Source organism: Shimia isoporae, assembly GCF_004346865.1.
GTDB lineage: Bacteria > Pseudomonadota > Alphaproteobacteria > Rhodobacterales > Rhodobacteraceae > Shimia > Shimia isoporae.
In genome coordinates this window covers 320,476-345,424 of record NZ_SMGR01000002.1, presented here as the reverse complement: position 1 = coordinate 345,424, position 24,949 = coordinate 320,476, and the positions used below count along the sequence as shown (strand labels likewise).

The 24,949-nt window shown below is 56.4% G+C and carries 17 protein-coding genes; 7 read left to right on the top strand and 10 right to left on the bottom strand.

From position 1 onward, the window contains the following. Positions 1 to 5: 5 nt before the first annotated feature. Positions 6 to 779 carry a peroxide stress protein YaaA gene (yaaA, locus tag BXY66_RS13180; RefSeq protein WP_132860720.1) on the top strand — a complete coding sequence of 258 codons (774 nt, stop codon included), beginning with the start codon at positions 6 to 8 and terminating at the stop codon, positions 777 to 779. Here the strand turns inward: yaaA and BXY66_RS13175 are convergent. Next, positions 764 to 2,959: an ATP-binding protein gene (locus BXY66_RS13175; protein ID WP_165929181.1), complete on the bottom strand. Its 2,196-nt coding sequence runs from the start codon at positions 2,957 to 2,959 to the stop codon at positions 764 to 766. The genes yaaA and BXY66_RS13175 overlap by 16 nt on opposite strands. Before the next feature lie 145 nt (positions 2,960 to 3,104). On the opposite strand from BXY66_RS13175, the gene BXY66_RS13170 reads away from it, so the two are divergent. Together BXY66_RS13170 and pbpC are read left to right on the top strand one after the other, a co-directional pair. After that, entirely contained in the window at positions 3,105 to 8,546 is a 5,442-nt protein-coding gene (locus BXY66_RS13170; RefSeq protein WP_132860717.1) for an alpha-2-macroglobulin family protein, read from the top strand. Between the two features lie 3 nt (positions 8,547 to 8,549). After that, the gene (pbpC, locus tag BXY66_RS13165; protein WP_132860715.1) at positions 8,550 to 10,592 is read left to right on the top strand and encodes a penicillin-binding protein 1C; all 2,043 of its coding nucleotides are present in this window, start codon (positions 8,550 to 8,552) and stop codon (positions 10,590 to 10,592) included. 77 nt (positions 10,593 to 10,669) lie between these two features. Here the strand turns inward: pbpC and BXY66_RS13160 are convergent, their stop codons facing one another. From BXY66_RS13160 to petA, 4 genes are all read right to left on the bottom strand, one after another. Continuing rightward, positions 10,670 to 11,464 (bottom strand): hypothetical protein, encoded by a 795-nt coding sequence (locus BXY66_RS13160; protein WP_132860713.1) that lies wholly within the window; start codon positions 11,462 to 11,464, stop codon positions 10,670 to 10,672. 140 nt (positions 11,465 to 11,604) lie between these two features. Continuing rightward, positions 11,605 to 12,396, bottom strand: a complete 792-nt coding sequence (locus BXY66_RS13155) for a cytochrome c1 (RefSeq protein ID WP_132860712.1) — start codon at positions 12,394 to 12,396, stop codon at positions 11,605 to 11,607. Between the two features lie 14 nt (positions 12,397 to 12,410). Beyond that, the gene (gene petB / locus BXY66_RS13150; protein WP_132860711.1) at positions 12,411 to 13,733 is read right to left on the bottom strand and encodes a cytochrome b; all 1,323 of its coding nucleotides are present in this window, start codon (positions 13,731 to 13,733) and stop codon (positions 12,411 to 12,413) included. 11 nt (positions 13,734 to 13,744) lie between these two features. Continuing rightward, positions 13,745 to 14,305: a ubiquinol-cytochrome c reductase iron-sulfur subunit gene (petA, locus tag BXY66_RS13145; RefSeq protein WP_132860710.1), complete on the bottom strand. Its 561-nt coding sequence runs from the start codon at positions 14,303 to 14,305 to the stop codon at positions 13,745 to 13,747. A gap of 412 nt (positions 14,306 to 14,717) precedes the next feature. Between petA and BXY66_RS13140 the strand changes: the two genes are divergently transcribed. From BXY66_RS13140 to BXY66_RS13125, 4 genes are all read left to right on the top strand, one after another. Then, positions 14,718 to 15,608, top strand: coding sequence for a LysR family transcriptional regulator (locus tag BXY66_RS13140; RefSeq protein WP_132860708.1), 891 nt, complete (start codon positions 14,718 to 14,720; stop codon positions 15,606 to 15,608). Between the two features lie 88 nt (positions 15,609 to 15,696). Then, positions 15,697 to 17,388 carry an NAD(P)H-dependent oxidoreductase subunit E gene (locus tag BXY66_RS13135; RefSeq protein ID WP_132860707.1) on the top strand — a complete coding sequence of 564 codons (1,692 nt, stop codon included), beginning with the start codon at positions 15,697 to 15,699 and terminating at the stop codon, positions 17,386 to 17,388. Beyond that, complete coding sequence (gene fdhF / locus BXY66_RS13130) at positions 17,388 to 20,171, top strand: formate dehydrogenase subunit alpha (protein ID WP_132860705.1); 2,784 nt, start codon at positions 17,388 to 17,390, stop codon at positions 20,169 to 20,171. The genes BXY66_RS13135 and fdhF overlap by 1 nt, the downstream gene beginning before the upstream one ends. A 272-nt stretch (positions 20,172 to 20,443) precedes the next feature. Continuing rightward, complete coding sequence (locus BXY66_RS13125) at positions 20,444 to 20,812, top strand: DoxX family protein (protein WP_243694380.1); 369 nt, start codon at positions 20,444 to 20,446, stop codon at positions 20,810 to 20,812. On the opposite strand, the gene BXY66_RS13120 is transcribed toward BXY66_RS13125, so the two are convergent. The 5 genes from BXY66_RS13120 to dapF form a co-directional block, all read right to left on the bottom strand. Next, positions 20,813 to 21,427, bottom strand: coding sequence for a glutathione S-transferase (locus tag BXY66_RS13120; RefSeq protein ID WP_132860703.1), 615 nt, complete (start codon positions 21,425 to 21,427; stop codon positions 20,813 to 20,815). 3 nt (positions 21,428 to 21,430) lie between these two features. Further along, positions 21,431 to 22,066: an FMN-binding negative transcriptional regulator gene (locus BXY66_RS13115; protein ID WP_132860702.1), complete on the bottom strand. Its 636-nt coding sequence runs from the start codon at positions 22,064 to 22,066 to the stop codon at positions 21,431 to 21,433. A gap of 94 nt (positions 22,067 to 22,160) precedes the next feature. Next, positions 22,161 to 22,808 (bottom strand): glutathione S-transferase, encoded by a 648-nt coding sequence (locus tag BXY66_RS13110; RefSeq protein WP_132860700.1) that lies wholly within the window; start codon positions 22,806 to 22,808, stop codon positions 22,161 to 22,163. Further along, positions 22,805 to 24,067: a tRNA (N(6)-L-threonylcarbamoyladenosine(37)-C(2))-methylthiotransferase MtaB gene (gene mtaB, locus BXY66_RS13105; RefSeq protein ID WP_132860698.1), complete on the bottom strand. Its 1,263-nt coding sequence runs from the start codon at positions 24,065 to 24,067 to the stop codon at positions 22,805 to 22,807. Before mtaB ends, BXY66_RS13110 begins: the two co-directional genes overlap by 4 nt. Beyond that, entirely contained in the window at positions 24,064 to 24,909 is an 846-nt protein-coding gene (dapF, locus tag BXY66_RS13100) for a diaminopimelate epimerase (protein WP_132860697.1), read from the bottom strand. The genes mtaB and dapF overlap by 4 nt, the downstream gene beginning before the upstream one ends. Positions 24,910 to 24,949: the final 40 nt, after the last annotated feature.

Here is a 24,949-nt window from a genome sequence, read left to right as displayed (position 1 = left end):
CGAAAATGTTGACTGTGATTTCTCCGGCGAAGCGATTGAATTGGGACGCCGTCGACGGTCCAGTGACCGCTCCTGAATTTCAGGAGGATGCAATTCGCCTGTCCAAGACTATGCGAAATTTGACACTTGGCGATCTTCAAAAGTTGATGGACCTAAGCCCGGATCTCGCTCGGCTCAACCGGGATCGTTTCAAGGCTTTTTCGGACACTCCAAGCGTCGAGGCGACTCGACCGGCGGTTAACGCCTTTGCGGGTGACACGTACATCGGTCTGGATGCCGGCAGTCTGGAAACCGAAGAGACGGACTGGGCACAGGATCATCTGCGTATTCTATCCGGGCTATACGGGGTGCTGCGGCCGCGCGACGCGATTCAGCCTTACCGCTTGGAGATGGGTAGTCGTTTGAAAACCCGTCGCGGCAAATCGCTTTACGACTATTGGCGCGATGGACCAGCCAAGGCGCTACGGGCGCAGGCAGAAAAAACGGGCTCTGACACGCTGCTGAACTGTGCAAGCCAAGAGTATTTCGGTGCTGTGGATCTAAAGGCACTCAAGTTGCGCGTGGTGACACCTGTCTTCATGGAAGAACGTAATGGGCAGGCAAAAATCGTCTCGTTTTTTGCCAAGAAGGCGCGCGGTGCAATGGCGCGATTTGTGATTCAGAACCGTGTTGTTGATGCGGAAGGCGCCAAGGATTTCGACCTCGGAGGTTATGCGTTTCAGCCATCAATGAGCGATGGAGACCGTTGGGTTTTCTTGCGGGACTATCCTGAAAGCTGAGAGCTGTGATCAGGGATGTCGTCGCCCATGAAGGGGTTCGATACACCTTCCGGCTGTGCGTCTGAAATGACGCCAAAAACTTCTGATTTCCGGATTGGTTTGGTCAAATATACATCCAGCCCTGCGGCACGGATGTCGTCTTCTTCACCATCTCCGGCCAAGGCGGTCAGAGCCACAATGGGCGTATGGCGCTGGCTTTCCCGTTCTATTGAGCGAATTCGCCTTGTGGCTTCTTTACCGTCCATCTGAGGCATGGAGATATCCATGAGTATCAAATCAGGCAGGTTGGCCGCGTACTTTTCCAGAACCTCGATACCGTTGTGAGCAAATTCAAGCTCCAAATCCAGCGGCTTGAGCAGCTTTTTCAGAACAAGCCGATTGGTCTTGTTGTCTTCTGCTGAAAGAATCCTCATTCGACGCATTTCACCGGTCGATTGGGCAAGATCCACGGGTAGGGACGTACCTGCCGCCTCTTCTATACAACGGCACAATGCGTTTCGAGAAATCGGTTTGCGGACAACCGCTTTGACGATCGGCATATCCAAAGCTTGCGTGCGAATGTTTTCATCGCCTGTCATCAAGATCACTGGAGCTTGCACATCTTGCGACTCCAGCGTTATTGCAACTTCAAGTGCATCCATATGGCCGGGACCATGATCAATTACGATCAAATCGGCGTCTTGCGCGATTCGCATCACTTTGTGTTCTTCACTGCAAATGGAAACACGTGCTCCAAGTTGCTCAAGTTGTTTTTTCAATAGGTCGCAGTTGATGGAAATGTCGGATGCCACAACGATATGTTCGACGTGTTCAGGAAGAGGAGTAGGAATTTGCTCGCAGCTTTCATGAACCGGCAAGGCTAGGCGGAACCCGAACGAAGTGCCTTCACCCTCGACGCTGTCGACCCAAATTTCTCCACCCATGCGGTGAATAAGTTTACGGGTTATCGCGAGACCGAGCCCTGTTCCCTCGTATTCACGGTTCTGAGCCTCATCAACCTGTGTAAACTCACCGAAGATGTGATCCAGACGATCTGCCGCAATACCAATGCCGGTATCTTGCACTGTCACATGCAGCACCGTTTCTTCGCCTTCGTGCAATATAACGCCAACGACTCGGACCAAAACGTGCCCTTCACGGGTGAACTTGATCGCATTTTCGACAAGCTTTGTGAGTACTTGGCGAATGCGCGCCGGATCGCCGACAAATTCTGTCGGCAGGAACAGGTCATAATCCACAGACAATTCTAAACCGCGCTCTCGCGCCGGAATTTGGAGCATCGCGATCACTTCGTGGATACAGCGCTCAAGATCAAAGGCCTCTTTCCGGATGGCCATGCTTCCGGCGCCGATCTTGCTGTAGTCCAGCACGTCGTTGATCACTGACATCAATGCTTCGCCTGAGCTTTTGATGGTGGAGGCAAATAGATGCTGCTCTTCGCTCAGTTCGGTTTCCATCAAAAGGTCTGCCATACCCACAAGCCCGTTCATCGGAGTGCGAATTTCATGACTCATGTTTGATAGGAAAGCTGATTTGGCTTGTTGTGCCGCTTCGGCCGCTTCCCGTGCGGCGATCAGGGATGCTTCGTAAGTTATCGCTTCAGTCACATCCATAATCAGGCTGATGCGCTCGCCGTGCTCGCCTGCTTTGACTGAAAACTGAACAAACCTGTCGTTCCAGAGTTTGAGGGTGAGCGGGGGCGCATGTTCGTCTGCTAGGCTCTGTGAAAGAGCGTCCCGCACCGCCGTTGGGTCTTCTCCGTTTAGGTCGATCACGCCTTCTTTGATTGCAAAGGTCACAAGATCATCGAAATGGGTGCCCGGTCTGACCTCTTCGGCATTATTGAAACAGGCGAGATAAGCGGGGTTTGCGCCGATCATCTCTCCCTTGGCATTGAAGAAAGCGAAGCCATCCCGCACTGCGCCAATTGAATTCCATAATCTCTGTTCTGCTTGGTCGGCACGATGAGCGGCTTCTTCGGCTGCGGTCTGCAGTTGCCTCTGTTGACGCACGACGGTCTTGTAGTCGGCACGGACTTCGTGGATTTCCTTGGCCAGTTTTTGAGACTTTGCCCCCCAGCGTTCCTTGAGCGTAATCAGCTCCGTTTGTTTCAGCTCAAGCAGCTTTTCTGCGGCGAGTCGCGCGCGTCGTTCATCCGCAATTTTTTGGGTAAGCGACATAGGCGCGACCTCAGACTCGGGGGTTGTTCGCGACATACTCGGGTGCGGAAGTGAACATCACCTTAAGTCATTCGTTAAAGGTGGAATCGTTGCAATAATTTGCCCAGCCGTGTCACCATTGATGCAATTTTAGCAGGAGAGACACATGCGCCGGTTTGCGATTTTGGCTATCAGCTTTGTTTCAATGAATTTTTTAGGATTCTCGGCGGTTGCGGAACAAACATATATTCCCGACCGGAGGGTTGTCGTGAGCCGAGACTTGGATTTCTATGGCTCGGACCTGCAGAATATTTTTGACACCACCTATGATGCTTGCATCAAGGCCTGCCTCGCGAATCCGAAGTGCGTTGCCTTCACATTCAATTCCAAGTCCAACTCTTGTTTCCCGAAAGGCGCAATCACGGATAAACAGCCCTATGAAGGCGCATTGTCTGCCGAGGTGTTAGCTCCGACATTTGCTGAACATGAACTTGCACGCGTTCGAGCTAAGGATATCGGCTTTCTCGGCGCGTCTGATGCTTTAAGGGCAAAGGAATTGGCGGAAAACATCGGGCGCATTCATGCGGCCGGTCCGTGGACTGTTCAAGAAATGCTTGCGGCAGCGGCGGACCGGCGCTCCAAAAACGAACTAGTCAGCGCTATGCGTTGGACGGGAGGGGCACTGAGCAAGAGCGACACCAGTGACTTGTGGGTGGAATACGCTCGTCTGAATGGTGTTATTGAAGGCTCCAAATCCGCCGACACGCGACGTTACCGCGACCGAGCCTATTTCTCGGCGATCAACGGTTATCTTCGCGCGTCGAACGACCCCGCACGTGTAAGCGCTCTATTGGAGCTTTCAGAACGATTGGAGGAACGTAACAGAGGGCGAGATATCGTTCAGACGTTGCGTTTGGCCGAAACCATCCAGCCGCGCTCGGACGTTGTCTCAGCTTTGGATGATGCGATCTCAAAATATGGTTTTCGGATCACAGAACATTCCGTTGAGAGCGATCTCGCTGACCCGCGTTTGTGCGTTGAATTCAACGAAGATCTGGTGAAATCGGGCGTGGACTATGCACCTTTTGTGAAGCTCCCTGACAACCGGCTGGCAGTGCAGGCGGAGGAGAAGTCCCTCTGCATCGAGGGGCTAAGTCACGGACAGCGTATCTCGGTAACTTTCCGAGCGGGATTGCCTGCTGAAAGCGGTGAGGCTTTGATCAAGGACATCAACATTTCCGCATATGTTCGCGATCGTAGCCCCAGTGTGGGTTTTGCCGGGCGGGCCTACGTCCTGCCGCGCACATCCAACGCGGGACTGCCGATCGAAACCGTAAACCTTGATCTGGTTGACCTGACGCTACAGCGCGTAAACGACCGGAATCTCCTGCGCGCCATTCAAGACAACTATTTTGGCAAGCCGCTAAGCTATTGGCAAATAGAAGATTTCGGTCGTGATGTGGCTGAAACGGTTTGGAAAGGCACTGGGGAGGTACAGAACACGCTAAACCAGACCATGACGACCCGTTTGCCCATCGGTGAAGCGCTTGAGGGACAGCCGCCTGGTGTCTATGCGCTAACCGCAGATTTGCCAGGCGCTGACGTGTACGACGAGACCTCCACTACACAGTGGTTCATCCTTTCGGATATTGGGTTGACCAGCCTGAGTGGCGTTGACGGACTGCATGTTTTTGTGCGCCATCTTGGCGATGCAAGTGCTTGGCAAGGCGCCAAAGTCACGCTTCTGTCGCGATCCAATCGTGTGCTGGGTGCAGTCGAGAGCGGGCCGGAAGGGTATGCCCTGTTTGAGGCAGGTCTGACCCGCGGTACAGGTGGAGCCGCGCCAGCGCTGGTGATGGTTGAGGCGGACGGAGACTTTAGCTTCTTGTCTCTGACCGATGCTGCCTTTGATCTGTCCGACCGCGGGGTCGAAGGCCGCCCTCCCGCGCCTCCCATTGATCTCTTTGTTGCAACAGATCGCGGCGCCTACCGTGTCGGAGAAACGATCCACGTTACTGCACTGGCTCGCGGCGACGTGGCGCAGGCATTGCCGGGCTTGCCGGTAACCGCCATTCTGACGCGTCCCGATGGCGTCGAATATGCGCGTCACACGTCGACTTCGGACAAATCCGGTGGTCATGTCTTCTCTATGCCTCTGGGAGCGACGGTGCCCCGGGGAACTTGGCGGATCAGTTTCAAAGCGGATTTGGAAGCACCTGCTTTGGCGACACAGAAAGTGTTGGTAGAGGACTTTCTTCCAGAGCGCATAGATTTCGACCTTACCCTTCCTGAAGCACCGCTGGACTCTTCGGATATGTCGCCTCTGAAAGTGACGGCGCATTACCTTTTCGGCGCCCCGGGAGCGGATCTGGAAGTTGAAGGTGAATTGAGGTTGAAGCCGCGCGCATCCGTCGCTGGCTTCGACGGCTATCGGTTTGGTCGTCATGATGTACCGTTTTATTCCAGCACGGAGTATTTCGGTGGCGAAGAGACGGATGAGGGCGGCAATGCTGACGTCTTCTTACCTTTGCCTGATCAGGTTGCGGAGGGCATGGCGCTTGAAGCCGATATCAAGGTACGTCTTCTTGAGGGTTCTGGACGCCCGGTTGAGCGTTCAATTTCGCATCCCGTTGCGGCTGCCGGGTCTATGATCGGTATAAAGCCAGAATTTGAGAGTGTGGTTGCCGAAAACAGCTCGGCACGGTTTCAGATTATTGGACTTGGGCCCGATTTGGCACCTACGCCGATGGTGGTCAACTGGACGGTGAACCGTGTGCAAACCACCTACCAGTGGTACCAACTCTACGGCAATTGGGAATGGGAACCGACAACCCGCCGGACGCGCGTCGCGAGCGGAACCGCCACTTTGAATTCTGAACCTCTTTCAATTGAGGCGCCTGTTGATTGGGGGCAATACGAACTTGTTGTGGAGCAGATCGGAGGTGATCAAGTCGCTAGCTCTATTGATTTCTACGCTGGTTGGTATGCCCCGGTAGATGCGACAGAGACCCCCGATACACTCGAGCTTTCATTGGATAAGAGCGATTATCGAAGCGGAGATACGGCGAACTTGCGGATTGTTCCCCGGTATTCCGGAACCGCGATAATTTCGGTTGTGTCAAACCGTCTGATTGCAATGAAGGCGATCGAAGTAGTGGAAGGCGAAAACGTCATTCCACTTGATGTAACTGATGAATGGGGAGCAGGCGCCTATGTCACGGCTTCAGTCATCAGAGCTTCGGACACCCCCGCAGGACAGAACCCAGCAAGGTCTCTGGGACTGTCTTACGCAAAAGTAGATCCGGACAAGAAACAACTGTCTGTCTCCTTGGAAGCGCCCGAAAAGGCCAGTCCGAGGGGGCCTTTGACCGCCAAGGTGCAGGTGGACGGAGTTGCTCCTGGCGAGACAGCTTTTGTAACCGTTGCGGCCGTGGACCTAGGGATCCTGAATTTGACCGGTTTCGACAGCCCTGACCCGTCTGATCATTATTTTGGACAGCGAAGACTGGGTGTGGAGATCCGCGACGTCTATGGGCGGTTGATCGACGGCATGAGCGGCAATATGGGGGCGCTGCGTTCCGGCGGCGATGCAAGTACCGGCACGCGCTTCGAATCTCCTCCGCCAACGGAGGAACTGGTGGCCTATTTCTCGGGACCGTTGGAGATTGCGCCCGACGGATCAGCATCGGTTTCGTTTGAGTTGCCGGAATTCAATGGAACTGTTCGGCTGATGGCTATTGCTTGGTCAGCGACCGGTGTGGGTCAAGCCGATCGGGACATTGTTGTGCGCGATCCGGTGGTCGTAACGGCGAGCCTGCCACGGTTTCTCGCTCCGGGGGACAGCTCTCGCTTGCTCTTGGAGATTGTGCATGCCGAGGGCCCTGCGGGGCGAATGGGACTTGATGTCGTTGCACCTGGGCTGCTGCTCACCGAGGCTGTCCCAAGTGGCGTGACCTTAGACGAACTGGGAACTGAAAAACTTGTTCTTCCTTTGGTCGCCAGCGGTGTGGGAGATCACAAAATTCGAGTGGCACTGACCACGCCAGATGGCAAACAGCTTGTAAAAACAATGGTTCTGCCAGTCCGCGCTAACGATCCGGAAGTTAGTGAAACGCAGATGATCACGCTTGCAAACGGTGAAACGCTTACATTAGGCGATGATCTTTTTGCAGAAATGCGGCCAGGCACAGGGACCGCCATGATTTCCTCCGGCGCTTTGGCCAGATTTGACGCACCGGGTTTGCTGCAATCGTTGGACCGGTACCCTTATGGCTGCACGGAACAGGTAACATCGCAAGCGCTTCCACTACTGTATTTCGAAAGTATTTCGGATGCGCTTGGTTTGACCCCGCGCAACAAAATTCGGGAGAGAATTGATCAAGCCGTTGCACGGGTCCTGACCCGCCAGGCAAGCAATGGCGCTTTCGGTCTCTGGCGTGCGGAAAGTGGCGACTTCTGGCTAGATGCCTATGTTAGTGATTTTCTGTCCCGCGCGAAAAGAGAAGGATATGCGGTGCCGGAGTTGGCATTCCGCCAGGCTATGGACAATTTGCGCAACCGTGTGAACTACGCACCTGACTTTGACGAAGGTGGGGAAGACATTGCCTACGCTTTGCTTGTTTTGGCCCGCGAGGGCGCCGCGGCCATGGGCGATCTGAGATACTACGCAGACGTGAAAGCGGAAGACTTCGCTACGCCTCTCGCGGCAGCTCAAATTGGTGCTGCGCTGGCGTACTATGGTGATCAAACTCGTGCGGACAGCATGTTCCGCCAAGCAGCGCGCCTGGTGGAGGAAGAGTCTTCCCAAACACCCGCGCAATTCTGGAGGGCGGACTATGGTACACGCCTGAGGGACACTGCTGGGCTGATGACACTGGCATTGGAGGCTGGAAGTAGTGCCGTAGATTTCGATGCTCTATCGACGCGAATTTCGGCGGCTGGTCAAACGCTGTCGACGCAAGAGAGCGTTTGGTCATTGATGGCCGCGCATGCGCTGATTGAGGATGACAGCCAGCGAGGGCTTAACGTAGATGGAACTCCGCTGGCTGGCCCGTTGCTAAGGCGCTTTGAGGATGACTTTTCTACCAATCCGGTAGAAATCACTAACCGGGGACTTCAGCCGCAGAACGTGACGATTACGGCTGTCGGTGTTCCAGATTATCCTGTGACATCCGGCGGGTACGGATATTCGATTGATCGTTCCTATTTTGCGATGGACGGCTCGGCTATGGATCCTGCCAAGGTTAAATCCGGAGACCGATTTGTTGCGGTTTTGACAGTGGAAGCTTTCGAAGATGGTGGCGCGCGCCTGATGGTGAATGATCCACTGCCGGCGGGGTTTGAGATCGACAATCCGAATCTTCTGGAGAGCGGTGATGTGCGCGAACTCGATTGGCTTGAAACGACTTGGGCAGAAGCAACGGAATTTAGGTCCGATCGCTTTTTGGCTGCAGTTGACTGGCGTTCTGCCAAGCCTTTCCGGCTGGCTTACATCGTGCGGGCTGTTTCCCCAGGGGACTACCACCACCCGGCAGCGTCCGTAGAAGATATGTATCGCCCGCGTTACCGCGCAAACACTGATGCCGGTCGGCTTGTTGTAGGCGACTGATTGATGCGAAAGTTCTGGCCATTTTTTGGTGTCTTTCTGCTCTTGATCGCTGCAGGTGGGAGAGACGCAGTCGATAGCTGGGTCGATCGGACGGAGCTACCCAGCTTATTGACGGATACCTCTGTCGAGGTGATGGACCGCAATGGCAGCCTATTGAGGGCTTACACGGTTGATGACGGTATTTGGAGGCTAGGCGCCTCTGCGGAACAGGTGGATCAGGGCTTTTTAAAGTTGTTGATCACCTATGAAGACAAGAGGTTCTTCGCCCACGGAGGCGTTGATTTCCGGGCCATGTTGAGGGCCGGCGCTCAAGCACTGTTGAACGGTGAAATTGTGTCCGGTGGGTCCACACTGACAATGCAGGTTGCCCGACTTCTTGAGAATTCGGGCACGGGCGCGTGGTCGGGAAAGATACGACAGGTACGTTTGGCACTGGCGCTAGAGAGGCAGCTGAGCAAAAAGCGCATTCTTGATCTCTACCTGACTCATGCACCGTATGGGGGAAACCTTGAGGGCATTCGCGCGGCGACGCTTGCTTGGTTTGGCAAAGAGCCGACGCGTTTGACGGATGCCGAGGCGGCGTTGTTGGTCTCTTTGCCGCAAAGCCCCAACAGCCGTCGCCCTGATCGATTTCCCCAAAGTGCTTTGTTGGCGCGCGAACGTGTTTTGGAGCGTAGTTTGGCGGCAGGGGTGCTGTCTTTCGAGGATGTTGAAGCTGCCTTGAGTGAGCCAGTTCCAAATCGCCGACGTCTCTTCCCGCAGTTTGCACCGCATCTTGCCGATCGGGCGCAAGCGGCCAATCCGGACGCATTGCGCCATGATTTGACAGTCGATTTACCTTTGCAAAATGGATTGGAGCGACTTGCGAAGCATGTTGTGGCCGATTTTGGAAGCAAGGTGTCCATTGCCCTTTTGGTGGCAGATCATACGAGCGGTGAAATCCTCGCTTCGGTCGGATCAGCACAGTTCTCAGCAGCTGATCGAAGGCAGGGTTTTATCGATATGACGCGGGCCAAACGTTCACCGGGTTCGACCCTCAAGCCGCTGGTTTACGGGTTATCTTTCGATCAGGGATTGGTCCACCCGGAAACAGTTGTCCGGGATGCTCCGGTGGCGTTCGGGACGTACAAGCCACGGAACTTTGACGGAAAATTCCGCGGCGATGTAAGAGTTTCGGAGGCGCTGGCATTATCTCTGAATATTCCGGTTGTCATGCTGACCGAGGAGATTGGTCCAGCCAATCTAATGGCCGGGTTGCGACGGTCAGGAAGCGTGCCGAAGCTTCCAGGCGGTCAGGCTGGCTTGGCGGTCGCACTTGGGGGAGTGGGGCTAAATCTGGAAGAGTTAGTTCAGCTGTACGCGGGGATCGCCAACAAAGGGAAAGCGGTCGGCTTACACTGGCGAGTGTCGCATAAACCGGAACCAAATCAGAAAATTATGAGTAGATCGGCTGCCTGGCATATTGGGCACATCCTGTCCGGTATCGCGCCACCAGAAGGGGCTCCAAGGAACCGGTTGGCATATAAAACGGGCACAAGTTACGGGCATCGAGACATTTGGGCGATCGGGTTTGACGGGCGTCATGTTGCGGGTGTGTGGATTGGGAGACCAGATGGCACCCCGATGCCTGGCGCGTTGGGGGGCGATGTCGCCGCCCCGTTGCTTTTTGATGTTTTCCAACACATCAAGCCAGACCTTGATCCGCTTGGCCCGCCTCCAGCTGAGACCATTTTGCTCGCTAATGCCCAGTTGCCTGAGCCCCTTAGAAGATTCAGAAGTCGCGGCGCGGTTTTTGACATATCGCCGGACCGGTTGACCGTCGCTTTTCCGCCGGACGGTGCGCGGTTGTTGGATACGGGATCGGGAGTGACGGTCAAACTGAAAAACGGTGTGCAGCCTTTTTCAGTTCTGGCAAATGGTGTCCCTGTGGCGACGGGTATTCGACGCCACGAAGTGGCTTTGCCGATGGTTGGCAGGGGGGCGTCGGTTCTGACGGTTCTTGATGCCGAAGGGCAATCCGATCGCGTGACTATTTGGCTTGAATAACGACGTCTGCAAAACGTCTGCAAAACGTCGGTATTACGTCGGTTCCACAGAGGCGCTCCTCTAGTTGGAAATCAGGCTCAGTTGAAAGTGTGCGTGTACGCAATAAGTGGACCAGTCGACCACATGTTTGCGCCGAACGCTCCGTCTACACGGGTGGTGCTATACTTGAAGTCGACATGTCGCCAACCGAGAAACAGGGACGAGCGTTCGTTGAACTTGCGTGTAAATCCGATAGTGCCGCTCCAGCTGAGATCGTTGCCGTTTACGCCAAAACCGGACGCGTCCACGAGAACTGAGCCGCTCCACTTGTCGTTAATCCCCCAAGCATAGCGGGCAGCGACAACAGGGGCCCACCAATATTCAGTACCTCCCACAGTGCCCAAAAGGCCTGTAGTAGACAGTGTCTGTTTCAGCCGGTTGTAGCGTGCGCCGGCCTGCAGATCGAAGGCGTATGGCTGGCCTGCGTTGGTTGTGCCTTGTGAAACGCGATAGGCACCAAGCAGACTCAACCAACTTTGGACCGAGTCGACCGAAACTGTAGTGCCGCCAAACGGCCCTAAGGAGATCGTGGAGGATTCCGAAAGGCCTATGTAGTGCCCTTCTGCGATAAGGCCGAAGTTTCCGTTCCAGGCTTCGTACCGGCCTGTTGCGGTGAAATCGAGATGCTTGAGTGCATCCCTCAGAGACAGATCCAGATCGGCAGGGTTGCCTGCTACGGTCACTTCCCCGCGTGTCCGTACGGCTCCGAAAAGCCCGATGGAGAAGCCGTGACGCCATCCGCTGTCGTCCTCAAGGGTCAGGGATTGGCCAAATGCGGAGGTAGCTGAAAGCAGTGCAATGAAAAGAGTGGCGATTGATTGGCGAAAGACCATTTTGAAACCCGATGACTGTCGAAATTACAGAAACGGTAGCACAGAATATCTGCAGGTCAGCTTTTTTCTAAAGGTGTTCCCGCGCACGAAAAAAGCCCCGTCGGAGATCGACGGGGCTTCTCTATTGGATCTGTAAGAGATCAAAGGTCGAGCTTTTTGCCTTTGATCGGCGCCCAGAGCTTCTTGTTCGTCAGGTAAAGAAGCACGGTCAGGATCGACAGAAACAGCACCCCAACAAAGCCAGCCTGCTTACGGGCCATCATCTTGGGTTCTGCGGCCCACATCAAGAAGGCTGCGACGTCTTCCGCTTCGTGGTGCAAGCTGTTGGAATGGCCGTCAGCAAATTCCACGTCCTCACCATAGAGCGGCGGCGCCATCGCAATCCAGCCACCTGGGAAGGCGGTGTTTTCATAGAAGGTTGTGCCGGCTTCTTCTTTTTCCTTACCGGTGTAACCGGTCAGGATCGAGAAGGTGTATTCTGGACCGCCCATGCCTTTGACCAGCTGGTTGATACCGGTGCCGTACGGACCATGAAAACCCGCGCGGGCCTTGGCCATCAGGCTGAGGTCCGGTGCTTCTGCCACGCCACTATCCGGGAAGTGGTCAGTGACTCTGCGCGGACGGTCTTCGTCCAGCTCCGGATCATAGATGTCGAACTGGGCCGCGTAAGCGCGTACCTGATCTTCCGGCAGGTGCGGGCCACCTTCGTCCGCCAGCGTGCGCAAAGGCACGTAGCGCAGACCGTGACATGCGGAGCAGACTTCGGTGTAAACCTGAAGGCCGCGCTGCAGCTGGTTCTGGTCGAATTTGCCGAAAGGGCCTTCGAACGAGAAGTTGACGTCTTCCACGTGACCTGCGCCGCCTGCGGCGAGTACGCCGCCTGCCGAGAAGGACAGGGCCGCGAGGGCGATAATGCTAAGCTTTTTGAGCATGGCTGTTGTCCTTCTTATTCTGCGGGTTCGGCAGGTTTGCCGTAGTGGGCTTCGAAGTCTTCCTCGATGGTAGCCGGCGGTGTTGTCGGCTTTTCGATCACACCCAGGATAGGCAGGATGATGAGGAAGTATGCGAACCAGTAGGCTGAAGCGATCAGCGAGAAGGTTGCATAGGGCTCTTCGGCTGGCATGGCGCCAAGCCACATCAGTGCGATAAAGTCGACGATCAGAAGCGCGAACCACCATTTGAACATCGGACGGTAGCGACCTGAGCGGACACGAGAGGTGTCGAGCCAAGGAACCAGCGCCATCACAATGATCGCAGCGAACATCGCCAGAACGCCGAAGAACTTCGCGTCGATGATGCCACCGGTGATCCAGCTTGCGAACATCACAACCCAGACGTCCGAGGTGAACGCACGCAGGATCGCGTAGAACGGCAGGAAGTACCATTCAGGCACAATGTGTGCCGGTGTCGCCAGAGCATTGGCTTCGATGTAGTTGTCCGGGTGGCCGAGGTAGTTCGGCATGAAGCCAACAACCGCGAAGAAGATCGTGACGATCAGGGCCAGCGCGAACAGGTCTTTGATCACGAAGTAAGGCCAGAACGGCAGCGTGTCTTTCTCGGCTTCTTCTTTCGAGCCACGACGTACTTCAACACCTGTTGGGTTGTTGTTGCCCGTGGTGTGGAATGCCCAGATGTGTACGATCACCAGAGCAGCGATCACGAAGGGCAACAGGTAGTGCAGCGAGAAGAAGCGGTTCAGGGTGGCGTTGTCCACCGCCGGGCCGCCAAGCAGGAAAGTCTGCAGCGCTTCGCCCACAAAGGGGATGGCACCAAACAGGCCGGTGATCACGGTCGCGCCCCAGAAGGACATCTGACCCCAAGGCAGAACGTAGCCCATGAAGCCCGTTGCCATCATCAGGAGATAGATGATCATGCCGACGATCCATGTGATCTCGCGTGGCGCCTTGTAGGAACCGTAATACAATCCGCGGAACAGGTGGATGTAGACTGCAAAGAAGAACAGCGAAGCACCGTTCATATGCAGATAGCGGATCATGTGGCCGCCGTTCACGTTGCGCATGATGTGCTCAACAGAGGCAAAAGCCAGATCCACGTGCGGGGTGTAGTGCATCACCAGAACGACGCCGGTGACAATTTGCAGCGCCAGGCAGAATGCCAGAACGATGCCCCAGATCCACATCCAGTTCAGGTTCTTTGGCGTGGGGATCATCAGGGTGTCATAGATCAGCCCAATGACGGGCAGGCGGGTTTCAACCCATTTTGCGCCCTTGGATTTGGGCTCGTAGTGATCGTGAGGAATACCAGACATCTACGCTCTCCTTATCCGAGGATCAGTTCAGTGCCCTCGAAGCGGGCAACCGGAACGTGAAGGTTTTCAGGGGCTGGACCTTTGCGGATGCGGCCCGATGTGTCGTAGTGGCTGCCGTGGCACGGGCAGAACCAACCATTGAATTCACCGGCGCCGTCGCCGAGAGGCACACAGCCGAGGTGGGTACACACACCCATCATCACCAGCCATTCGCCAGCTTCGTCCATCGCGCGGTTTTCATCCAGCGCGTCCGTGCCGGGTTTGTTGGCGTTTTCGCTGGTTTTGTCGATGGACAGGTCATCCAGCGTAACTGCGCGGGCTTCGTCGATTTCGGCCTGAGTGCGGCGGCGGATGAACACCGGCTTGCCGAGCCATTTTACGGTCAGCTGTGTGCCTTGCTCGATGCCGGATGTGTCAACGCGAATCGAGGAAAGCGCGCGGACGTCGGCGGACGGGTTCATCTGATTGACCAGGGGCCAAACGGCGGCGCCTGCGGTCACTGCACCTGCGCCTGCTGTGGCGTAGTAGAGAAAGTCTCTCCGGGTGCCTTCGTGATCTTCTGCGTGGGACACGAGGTTCTCTCCAATTTTTCAGCCGAAATCCGGCCAATATACTCTGGGCCGCAGTAAACCGCAGCCTCTCCCCGCCGCTATTTAACGAAGGGGATGCCACCCGTCCAGCGAACATTCGCTTCTTGAGGCCTGTCGCGTCCCTCTGTCGCGCTTCCTGCCTTGAATTCTTTGACGGATGGACAGGTAGACGGGGGCGGAACACAACGCGCCTGAGATAGGATGGTTTGACGAAGTGCGCCAATTTGAGACACCGGGCTGGCGGCTGCAGGCTTTCGCCGTTCGCGCATTCGGGTCCCACTCCTTATTTTGGCGCCATGACGCAGGGGCGATTCGACCCGTCGTCGGCTGTCGGTTCTGGTTCGGCTCAATCAGGTGGGGTAGACAGGTCCTACGATATGAAGGAGCCGCGCCGTTGATCAGCCTGAAAGATCTGGAATTTCTGTCCTCCTTGGCACGGCATCGCCATTTTGCCCGCGCGGCGGAGGAATGCGGCGTGTCCCAGCCGGCATTTTCCATGCGCATCCGCAAGATGGAAGAGCGGCTGGATGCGGCCATTGTGAAGCGCGGTAACCGATTTCAGGGTTTCACGCCGGAAGGCGAAGCGCTGGTGCGGCACGCTCGCAAAATCATGGATGGTGTAAAGCTTCTGGAGGAAGAGTTTCGCTCGGCGGGGGGCGAAATCACAGGACAGCTTGCCCTTGGCGTGGTGCCGACCGCTGTGGCCTATGCGGCTGGGGTCGTACAGCGTTTGCGCAAAGATCATCCGGGGATCACGGTGCGCCTACAAGCTGCGAGTTCCCTTGCGATACAGCAAGGGCTCGAGAACGGGCTGTATGATGCAGGCATCACTTACGGAGAGGGCGTATCGCCGGATTTGATGCGGGTGGAGCATCTATACGACGAAAGATACTTGCTGTTGGCGCCCAAAGCGATGGCGCCACGTTTAACAGGGCAGGCCAGTTGGACTGAGGCGGCAGAGTTGCCCTTGGCGCTCCTTGAACCTGGAATGCAGAACCGTCGTATTCTCGATCTGGTTTTTCGCGACGTCGGTGTCGTGCCGGACGTCGTCGCAGAAACCGGCGAATTCACCTCGGCCATGGTGATGGCAGCCAATGGGATGGCTGCAACCGTTGTGCCGGTGGGTTTGGCTGAAGCCTTTGGCAGCAACCCAGATCTGGTATCGCTCGATCTGATAGAGCCAGTGGTTGATAAAGATGTGAGCCTTGTTTCCCCGCATCGCGACCCTGGCCTTTCGACTGTCGAGGCACTGCGGCGTGCTCTTCATCTGTCGCCTGCTTCATAATAACTATTTCTTATGAAGAATTAAATTTTACCTGATTGATTATCAATTTGAGTGATGCGACGCTTTCCTATCTGGCAGGGAGGCTGAGATGGCACCACTCGACGACCAAAAAGGCGTTTGGAAGAAAAAAGGCACCGGAAAGTCCCGCCGCACTCCGAAGGGGCGGCAGGTAGACGATCAGGCTTTGGCCGAGGTGCAGACTTTGTTGGGCGATGCGCCGCGCCGTCGCGATCTACTGATCGAATTTTTACATCTGATTCAGGATGCTTGGGGCCATTTGTCGGCGCGCCACCTTCGAGCGCTGGGCGAGGAAATGGGGCTGGCTCAGGCGGAAATTTACGAAGTGGCCACCTTCTATGCCCATTTTGATGTGGTGCGTGACGATGAGACACCGCCGCCTGCATTGACGATCCGCGTGTGCGAATCGTTGTCTTGCGAACTGGCCGGGGCCGACCAACTTGCCCAAGCTCTCAAAGACGGAATGGACCCTTCCGAAGTGCGGGTGGTGCGTGCGCCCTGCATGGGGCGCTGTGACACGGCGCCTGTCGTGGAACTTGGCCACAATCACATCACCCATGCCACCGATGAAAAGGTCGTCGCAGCGATGCATGCGGGTGAGGTGCATGCCGTTGTTCCCGATTATCAAGGTCTGGCGGAGTACAAGGCTGACGGCGGGTACCGAAAGCTTGGCGAACTGCACGAAAATGGCGATTGGGAAGAGGTGCAGGCCAGTATCAGCGAAGCCGGCTTGCGCGGCTTGGGCGGCGCCGGTTTCCCTGCCGGCACCAAGTGGGGCTTCGTCCGGGCCAACGCCGGGCCGAGATACCTCGCGGTGAATGGCGATGAGGGCGAGCCGGGCACATTCAAAGACCGTCACCACCTTGAACGAAACCCTCATATGTTCCTTGAAGGCATGTTGATCGCTGCTTGGGCGGTAGAAGCTGTGACCTGCTTCATCTACATGCGCGACGAAAACCCCGGTGTGATCAAGATCCTGAACCGAGAGATCGCTAAGCTGGTCGCCGAAGGGATTGTTCCCGAGGGCTATATCGAGGTTCGGCGCGGCGCCGGCGCCTATATCTGCGGCGAAGAAAGCGCGATGATTGAGTCTATCGAGGGTAAGCGCGGTCTGCCGCGCCACCGCCCACCGTTTGTGGCTCAGGTAGGGGTTTTCGGACAGCCGACTCTCGTTCACAACGTGGAGACACTCTACTGGGTCGCGCGAATTGCTCGGTTTGGGCCTGAGGTGCTCAATGCGGTCGAGAAGAACGGCCGCACGGGCCTGCGGAATTTCTCCGTTTCTGGCAGGGTGAAACACCCTAGCGTCTATCTTTTGCCGGCGGGTTCCACGATTGATGACGTCATTGAAGCCGCGGGCGGAATGCTGGAGGGGCACGTATTTAAAGCCTACCAGCCAGGCGGACCGTCCTCCGGATTGCTACCCGCGTCTCTGAATGATGTGCCTCTGGACTTTGACACTTTGCAGCCGCACGGAACCTTTATTGGCTCTGCCGCTGTTGTGGTTCTGTCAGATAAGGACAGCGCAAAAGCGGCCGCGCTAAATATGCTGCGGTTCTTTGAAGACGAAAGCTGTGGCCAGTGCACCCCGTGTCGGACCGGTTGCGAAAAAGCGGTCAAGCTGATGCAGGCTGACAGCTGGGATCAGCCGTTACTTGAAGACCTTTGTCAGGTAATGAGCGATGCCTCGATTTGCGGTTTGGGCCAAGCAGCGCCAAACCCGATCAGGCTGGTGATGAAGCATTTCGGGGAGGAAGTGTGATGGCGGACGGAGCACGCATTGAAATGGTGACCTTCTCGCTCAATGGCGAAGACGTGACTGTGCCCGAAGGCACCACGATCTGGGAGGCGGCGAACGGAAAAGGGTTCGTGATCCCGCATTTGTGCCACAAGCCTGCAAAGGGTTATCGACCGGATGGCAACTGTCGCGCTTGTATGGTCGAGGTCGAGGGGGAACGGACGCTGGTGGCGTCGTGTATCCGCGAAGCAAGCGACGGAATGGTCGTAAATTCCGAGAGCGAACGCGCCACAAAAGCGCGCGAATTGGTGTTGGAGTTGCTGGTTGCCGATCAGCCGGAGGTAAAACACGACGCATCGAGCCACTTTTGGGACATGGCAGAGCAGGCGGGTGTTCAGGACAGCCGTTTTCCCGCCAAGGAGCCTGAGCGCGTGCCGCTTCTGGATGCTTCGCATGTGGCGATGAGCGTCAATCTGGACGCATGTATTCACTGTAACCTTTGCGTGCGGGCCTGCCGCGAGGTTCAGGTGAATGATGTGATTGGCATGAGCGGTCGCAATAACACTGCCAAGATCGTGTTCGATCAGGACGACGCTATGGGCGCGTCCTCCTGCGTGGCATGCGGAGAATGTGTCCAGGCCTGCCCGACCGGCGCCCTGATGCCGGCAACTGTGGTTGATGAAACGGGTGCCGGTGACAGTGCCGATTTTGACCGTGAGGTGAAAAGCGTTTGCCCCTATTGCGGCGTGGGCTGTCAAATCAGCTTCAAGGTCAAGGAAGACAAGATCAAATACGTCGAGGGAATTGACGGACCGGCGAATGAAAACCGCCTTTGCGTCAAAGGCCGCTTTGGTTTCGACTACATTGATCACCCTCACCGGCTGACCAAACCCCTGATCCGTCGTGAGGATGCGCCTCCGAAAGGACTCAACGTCGATCCCGGAAACCTGATGACGCATTTCCGCGAAGCGACTTGGGACGAGGCCTTGGATTTCGCTGCCGGTGGCATGTCGCGTCTTCGCGAGGAGAAGGGAACCAACATCGCGGGCTTTGGTTCGGCCAAATGCTCCAATGAAGAAGCCTATCTTTTCCAGAAGCTGATCCGTCAGGGCTTTGGCCACAATAACGTCGACCACTGCACACGACTGTGCCACGCGTCTTCGGTTGCGGCGTTGTTGGAAAACGTCGGGTCAGGTGCGGTGACCGCGACCTTCAACGAGATTGAAAATGCGGACGTGGCGATTGTCATCGGCGCAAACCCAATTGAAAACCATCCGGTCGCAGCGACCTATTTCAAGCAATTCGCCAAGCGCGGCGGCAAGCTGATTGTTTGTGACCCGAGGGGAGTTGGGCTTGGGCGGCATGCCAGCCACAAGTTGCAATTCAAGCCGGGCGCAGATGTGTCGATGCTGAACGCGATGATGCACGTGATCGTCGAAGAAGAGCTGTTTGATGCGAACTACATCGCCCAGTTCACAGAGAACTGGGAGGAAATGAAAGCCCACCTGAAAGACTTCAGTCCAGAAGCAATGGAGCCGATCTGCGGTATCGATCCCGAGTTGCTGCGTGACGCGGCGCGGACTTTTGCCAAGGGTCAGGCCGGGATGATTTTCTGGGGGATGGGTGTAAGTCAGCACATTCATGGCACCGATAATGCACGCTGCCTGATTTCTTTGGCACTGATGACCGGAAATGTTGGTAAGCCCGGCGCGGGGCTGCATCCACTTAGAGGGCAGAACAATGTGCAAGGGGCTTCCGATGCGGGGCTGATTCCGATGTTCCTGCCAGATTATCAATCGGTGATGGACGACGGTGTGCGGTCTGCGTTCACCGAGGTTTGGAAAAGTGAGGATTTTTCCAACCAGAAGGGCCTGACCGTGGTCGAGATCATGCATGCAATCCATGATGGAGACATCAAAGGAATGTATATTCTGGGTGAAAACCCCGCGATGAGCGATCCGGACGTGGACCACGCCCGTGCTGCACTGGCAAAGCTGGAGCATCTGGTGGTGCAGGACATCTTCCTGACGGAGACGGCGAACTACGCGGATGTGATCCTTCCCAGTTCGGCGTGGTACGAGAAGTCCGGCACCGTGACCAATACAAACCGCCAAGTTCAGATGGGGCGGCCCGTAACTGCGCCTCCGGGGGAGGCCAAAGAGGATTGGTGGATCGAGGTGGAACTCGCCAAACGGCTGGGACTGAACTGGTCTTATGCACATCCCAAGGAAGTTTTTGCGGAAATGAAGCTCAACATGGGCTCTTTGGACAACATCACTTGGGAGCGCCTTGAAGGTGAGGCGGTAACCTATCCGTCACTCAGCCCGGAAGACCCCGGTCAGGCGATCGTGTTTGGCGATGGTTTCCCGCGAGAGAACAAGCGTGCACGGTTCACGCCTGCATCGGTGATCCCACCGGACGAAACGCCGGATTCGGACTATCCGTTTGTCCTGATCACCGGGCGTCAGTTGGAGCATTGGCACACTGGCTCCATGACACGCCGCGCCAGCACGCTTGATGCGCTGGAACCTGAAGCCAACTGTTCCTTGCATCCGTCCACTCTGCGGAAACTTGGGGTCGAACCGGGTGAATACATATCGCTCTCGACCCGCCGTGGGTCGGTCACGGTGATGGCGCGCGCCGATCGGGCCGTGGCACCAGACAACGTGTTTTTGCCGTTTGCCTATGTTGAAGCCGCAGCCAATATCCTGACCAATGCAGCGCTTGATCCTTATGGCAAGATTCCCGAGTTCAAGTTCTCGGCGGTGCGTGTTGAAAAGGCTCAAACGCCGGTCGCAGCTGAATGAAATGAACTCCGGTGGTGAGGCGATTGCGGCGCTTCGCCACCGGAGTCCCCTTTAGCTACGGGTAACCCCTTAACCACAGCCAAAGCTGCGTCCGGCGACAGAGAGCGCGCCGGACATAAATAGCCGTAGTGGATTTACCCGCCTCTGCAAAGTATTTTATTTGAGTCGCGAATTAATTTGCGGCCTAAGGTCGTGCGCGCGGGCGCGACTACGGTGTTGTTTGCACGAAAAATGCGACACAGTAGTCTTTGCACAGGACCGGAGGTATGCACATGTTGATCATTGTTGGACTTTTGTCCGCGTTCTTTCTGTTTGCGAGTTCCATCAAAATCTTTGGCTGGCAGCAAAAGATTTTCGAGATCCAACTCGAGATGTTCCATACCTACGGATTAAACCGCGCGATTATGCGCATTGTTGGCCTTGCCGAATTGTTCGGAGCGGCGGCGATATGGTTCCAAGGAAGCATTCTCGGGCCAATGGGGGCAGCGGCCCTTTTGGGAACTTCGCTTGGTGCGATCGCTTGTCACCTTTGGTTTGACACCTGGAGGCAAGGTGTGCCGGCGATGATTACCGGCACCCTGTCCGCAATTGTCTTGTGGAGTGGGCGCGAACTGGTCTGCGACTTCCTTGGCATCATCTGATCAGTCGGAGGGGAAGGTGGTGACCATGCTCTCGCGTTGTGCAAAGTCGTCATACCACGCGGCCAGAGCATCGCGGCCATTGCGCCAATTCCGATCATCGTGCCGGAAGTCGAGATAGCCAAGAGCGCAGCCCACTGCGATTTGTCCCATATCAAGCGGACCGTGTAGGTGGCTCATCCAGCGGTCGTTCAGCGCATCCAGCGCGCCTGCAACTTTCCCCCACTGGGACTCCAGCCAGTCTCCAAAGACGATTTCTTCCGGGCGTAGACGCTTTTCATAGACCATCAGTACCGCGGACTCGAGAATACCGTCAGCGGTGGCTTCAATCGTGAGAACGTCCCAGAGCCGATCTTCCGGATAAAGGTCTGCGCCAGCGCGGGCCACAAGGTAGCGACAAATCACACGGCTATCATAGATCGCCGGACCGTCCGGACGCACGAGTGCGGGAATTTTTCCAAGTGGGTTCGCTGCGGCCGCTTCGTCCGCAGTGGACAAAGCAGTTGTGTGCACACGCACGAGATCGACGTCTGCGACCTGCTCGGTTTCCGCCAAGGTTACACGAACCTTGCGTACAAAGGGCGAGGCAGGGGAATGGATCAGTTGAAGGCGGGACATCGGTCAATCCTTTTTTGGTTCTGAAAAAGGCGAGTGCATCAACGCGGCAAGCTCGCGGGTTTGGGTGCCAATAGACTGCGCGGCCATGTGGGTCGCTGCGGCGTGGCGAGCCTCCACAGGCTTATTCTGGCCAAGTTTCCACGTGCTTTGCACGTCGTCAATGCGCAGGCGAAACGGTTGGATCATGCGCAGCATTCGGTCGAACGTTTCTGGGGTCATCTTGTCACGCGTCCAGGCAGGTTTGGGCAGGAGTTGCGCTTCGAAATGAGCAGAAAGACGGTCGAGAAGCGCTGGCATCTCACTTTGTGGCAGTTGTTCCAGCGAGCCGGTCAGGTGAACCGCAACGTAGTTCCAAGTCGGAACCTGATCGTCGATTTCATACCAGTCCGGGCTGACGTAGCTGTCGGGACCGCTGACGGCCAGTTTGGCAGCCTTGGCTGTTGTAAGGAGGCGCGCCATAGGGTTGGACCGAACGAGATGCAGGTCGGCAGAGCTGCCATCTTCGCTCAAAAGGAAAGGGACATGCGAGATGAGAGGCGGGCCCTCTGTCGACAGCGCAAGAACGCCAAAACCACGTGAGCGGGCAAACGCCAGGCTTTGTTCCAATTCGGTTGTGCGAAAAGCTGGGTTCGGGTGCATGCGCGGCTCTTTTGATCAAATTCGCGCGGATCGTGCCGCGTGCGCGCACCTATGGCAACCGGCTTTTGCTGATGTGGCACTTCATAAAGCCTTATCAGTCCCCAGGTGCGGCAATCGTACCTTTGAATATTGTCGGCGCGTCGCCCTCGGTCCATTTGGGGAGTTTCGGCATGATGCTCGAAAACAGGTCGCTTTGAAGGAAGGCCTCAAGCCAGCCAGTCAGGTTTGGTCCCGCATCTGCGTCAAAGCGGGCTTTGTTGATGAACGCAAATTGCCGCACAAAAGGAAGTATTGCCATGTCCGCAAGTGTCGGTTTTGGCCCGTATAGAAAACCGCGTGCAAGTTGTGCTTCCAGACCGGTCAGAAAGACCATCGCGCGGGCGCGGCTTTCTTCAGGATCAAGGTCAGGGTAACGGGTGTGATACTTTGTCTGGTCAAGAGCCTTCTTGAACGGTCCATCCGCTTCGTCAATCAGCCCATAGCCTGCTTCGGGCATGTTCAGCCAACCGTCAGGGTCGTTTTGCCGAAGCGCCCAAGTCATTATGTCGAGGCTTTCATCCGTGACTTCGCCGTAGTCGTCGAGGCAAGGGGCTGTCCCGCTGGGCGAGGCTTCCAGAAAGGCAGGAGCTTTGTCGCGCAGCACGATTTCTCGCAGTTCCACTTCAACATCGGCCACGGACACTGCCAATCTTGCCCGCATTGCATAAGGGCAGCGACGGAAGCTGTAGAGGATCGGGGTCATGCCACCAGTTGTGTGCCACGCAGGTCCACAATGGATGCGGTCACAATGGCACCTTCGGTCTGGGCGGTGTCGAAAGTCACTTCGGTGAATTGCTCGGTACGTCCCATGTGCGGGTTCTCCATCAGGATATGATGGGTCTTGCCAAGCTGAGCCTTAAGGTGGCGCGCGACCTGTGTTGCGCCGGCGCCTCGCAAGCGCGCTGCGCGCTCCTTAATGATCTTGCCGTTTACCTGCATCGGAATTTTGGCCGCCGGCGTGCCTTCGCGCTTGGAATAGGGGAAAACATGCAGCCAGGTCAGGTCGCACTCTGAAACAAGTTTCAGCGAGTTTTCGAAATGCGCATCGGTTTCGGTCGGAAAGCCGGCGATAATGTCAGCACCAAATGTCATATCGGGACGCAGTTTCTTGGCGTCTTCACAGAAGCGGATTGCATCGTCGCGCAGGTGGCGGCGTTTCATGCGCTTCAGGATCAGGTCGTCCCCGTGTTGCAGGGACAAATGCAGATGCGGCATCAGGCGCGGTTCGGTCGCGATGGCCAGCATCAGGTTTTCGTCCACTTCGATGCTGTCAATTGAGCTGATGCGCAGGCGCGGCAGATCGGGTACCAGTCTGAGAATGCGCATCACGAGATCGCCCAGCTTTGGCGTGGCCGGAAGGTCGGCGCCCCAGCTGGTTAGATCCACACCAGTCAATACAACCTCGTTGAAGCCTTTATCGACCAGGCGCTTGATCTGATCCACCACGACACCCGCGGGCACAGAACGAGAATTGCCACGGCCGTAGGGAATGATGCAGAACGTACAACGGTGATCACACCCGTTTTGAACTTGCACATACGCGCGCGAGCGCGTGCCGAAGCCGTCGATCAAATGACCAGCGGTTTCTGTTACCGACATAATGTCGTCGACCATGACTTTCTCGGTCTGGCCAATAAAGTCAGCGGCCATGCCTTGCCACGTCGCCGGGTTCATTTTCTCGGTGTTGCCGATAACCTTGTCGACCTCGCCCATGGCGGCGAATGTTTCCGGTTCTGTCTGCGCGGCGCAACCAGTTACGATGATGTTCGCGTCGGGGTTTTCGCGGCGCAGGCGGCGGATTTCCTGACGGGATTTGCGAACGGCTTCGGCGGTTACGGCGCATGTGTTCACGATGACAGCGTTTTCCAGACCGGCAGATTGCGCCATGTCCTTCATTGCTTCGGATTCGTAGGAATTCAGGCGGCATCCCAGAGTAGTGAATTTTGGTGGGGCTGCTGTCATTTCGCGCGCTCCAGAAACGCAGCGCTGAAGGTGCCACTCATCACGTGCTCGGTTTGCCCCGTCATCCAGACGCCATCCTCGCGCCAGTCGATCCAAATGGTGCCGCCGTCGAGTTCGATCCGCACTTTGCGGTCAGTCAGGCCACGGCGGTGCGCCGCGACGGCGGTGGCGCAACTGGACGAGCCCGACGCTAGGGTAATGCCCACACCGCGTTCCCAAACCCGCATCCGAATGTGGTTTTCGCCGATGATCTGCGCGACCTGCACATTGGTGCGTTCCGGATACAGCGCATGGTGTTCATGTCGCGCGCCGAACTCGGACAGGTCGACGGCCTCTGCGTTTTCCACAAAAAAAGTACAGTGCGGATTGCCCATACCGGTTGCGGTCGGCCCGCCGTCTATCGGCAGTTCCAGTGTGTCCATTTCGCGGGCCAGCGGGATTTCGTCCCACAGAAGCTGAGGTTGCCCCATGTTCACCGAGGTGAGGTCATTTCCAGCGTCCCGCGCATAGAGCGTGCCGCGATCGGTGGTCAAAGTTAGGTTGCTTGTCCCCGACTCATCCATCAGATGGCGTGCAATACAGCGGGTGGCGTTGCCGCATGCTGCGGAGGTCGAGCCGTCCGCGTTGTAAAACACCAGATGCGCATCCGCCGAGCTGGAGGTCTCGATCACTGCAAGCTGATCGAATCCAACGCCTTTGTGGCGATCCGCAATTGCCGTGATTTGCTTCTCGGTGAGGTTGAATGCGCGCGTGCGACCATCAACAACGACAAAATCGTTGCCCAAACCGTGCATTTTCATAAACGGCATTGTGGTGTTCGCGCGTGTGTTCATTGGGCGCATATACGCTTGTTGAAGATCGGATTCCAGTGGCGTGCATTTT

What these genes read in the sequence shown, in the direction of transcription:
- yaaA (WP_132860720.1), top strand. Translation starts at nt 6, where the DNA reads ATGTTGACTGTGATTTCTCCGGCGAAGCGATTGAATTGGGACGCCGTC.
- BXY66_RS13175 (WP_165929181.1), bottom strand. Translation starts at nt 2,959, where the DNA reads ATGTCGCTTACCCAAAAAATTGCGGATGAACGACGCGCGCGACTCGCC.
- BXY66_RS13170 (WP_132860717.1), top strand. Translation starts at nt 3,105, where the DNA reads ATGCGCCGGTTTGCGATTTTGGCTATCAGCTTTGTTTCAATGAATTTT.
- pbpC (WP_132860715.1), top strand. Translation starts at nt 8,550, where the DNA reads ATGCGAAAGTTCTGGCCATTTTTTGGTGTCTTTCTGCTCTTGATCGCT.
- BXY66_RS13160 (WP_132860713.1), bottom strand. Translation starts at nt 11,464, where the DNA reads ATGGTCTTTCGCCAATCAATCGCCACTCTTTTCATTGCACTGCTTTCA.
- BXY66_RS13155 (WP_132860712.1), bottom strand. Translation starts at nt 12,396, where the DNA reads ATGCTCAAAAAGCTTAGCATTATCGCCCTCGCGGCCCTGTCCTTCTCG.
- petB (WP_132860711.1), bottom strand. Translation starts at nt 13,733, where the DNA reads ATGTCTGGTATTCCTCACGATCACTACGAGCCCAAATCCAAGGGCGCA.
- BXY66_RS13135 (WP_132860707.1), top strand. Translation starts at nt 15,697, where the DNA reads ATGGCACCACTCGACGACCAAAAAGGCGTTTGGAAGAAAAAAGGCACC.
- fdhF (WP_132860705.1), top strand. Translation starts at nt 17,388, where the DNA reads ATGGCGGACGGAGCACGCATTGAAATGGTGACCTTCTCGCTCAATGGC.
- BXY66_RS13125 (WP_243694380.1), top strand. Translation starts at nt 20,444, where the DNA reads ATGTTGATCATTGTTGGACTTTTGTCCGCGTTCTTTCTGTTTGCGAGT.
- BXY66_RS13120 (WP_132860703.1), bottom strand. Translation starts at nt 21,427, where the DNA reads ATGTCCCGCCTTCAACTGATCCATTCCCCTGCCTCGCCCTTTGTACGC.
- BXY66_RS13115 (WP_132860702.1), bottom strand. Translation starts at nt 22,066, where the DNA reads ATGCACCCGAACCCAGCTTTTCGCACAACCGAATTGGAACAAAGCCTG.
- BXY66_RS13110 (WP_132860700.1), bottom strand. Translation starts at nt 22,808, where the DNA reads ATGACCCCGATCCTCTACAGCTTCCGTCGCTGCCCTTATGCAATGCGG.
- mtaB (WP_132860698.1), bottom strand. Translation starts at nt 24,067, where the DNA reads ATGACAGCAGCCCCACCAAAATTCACTACTCTGGGATGCCGCCTGAAT.
- dapF (WP_132860697.1), bottom strand. Translation starts at nt 24,909, where the DNA reads ATGCGCCCAATGAACACACGCGCGAACACCACAATGCCGTTTATGAAA.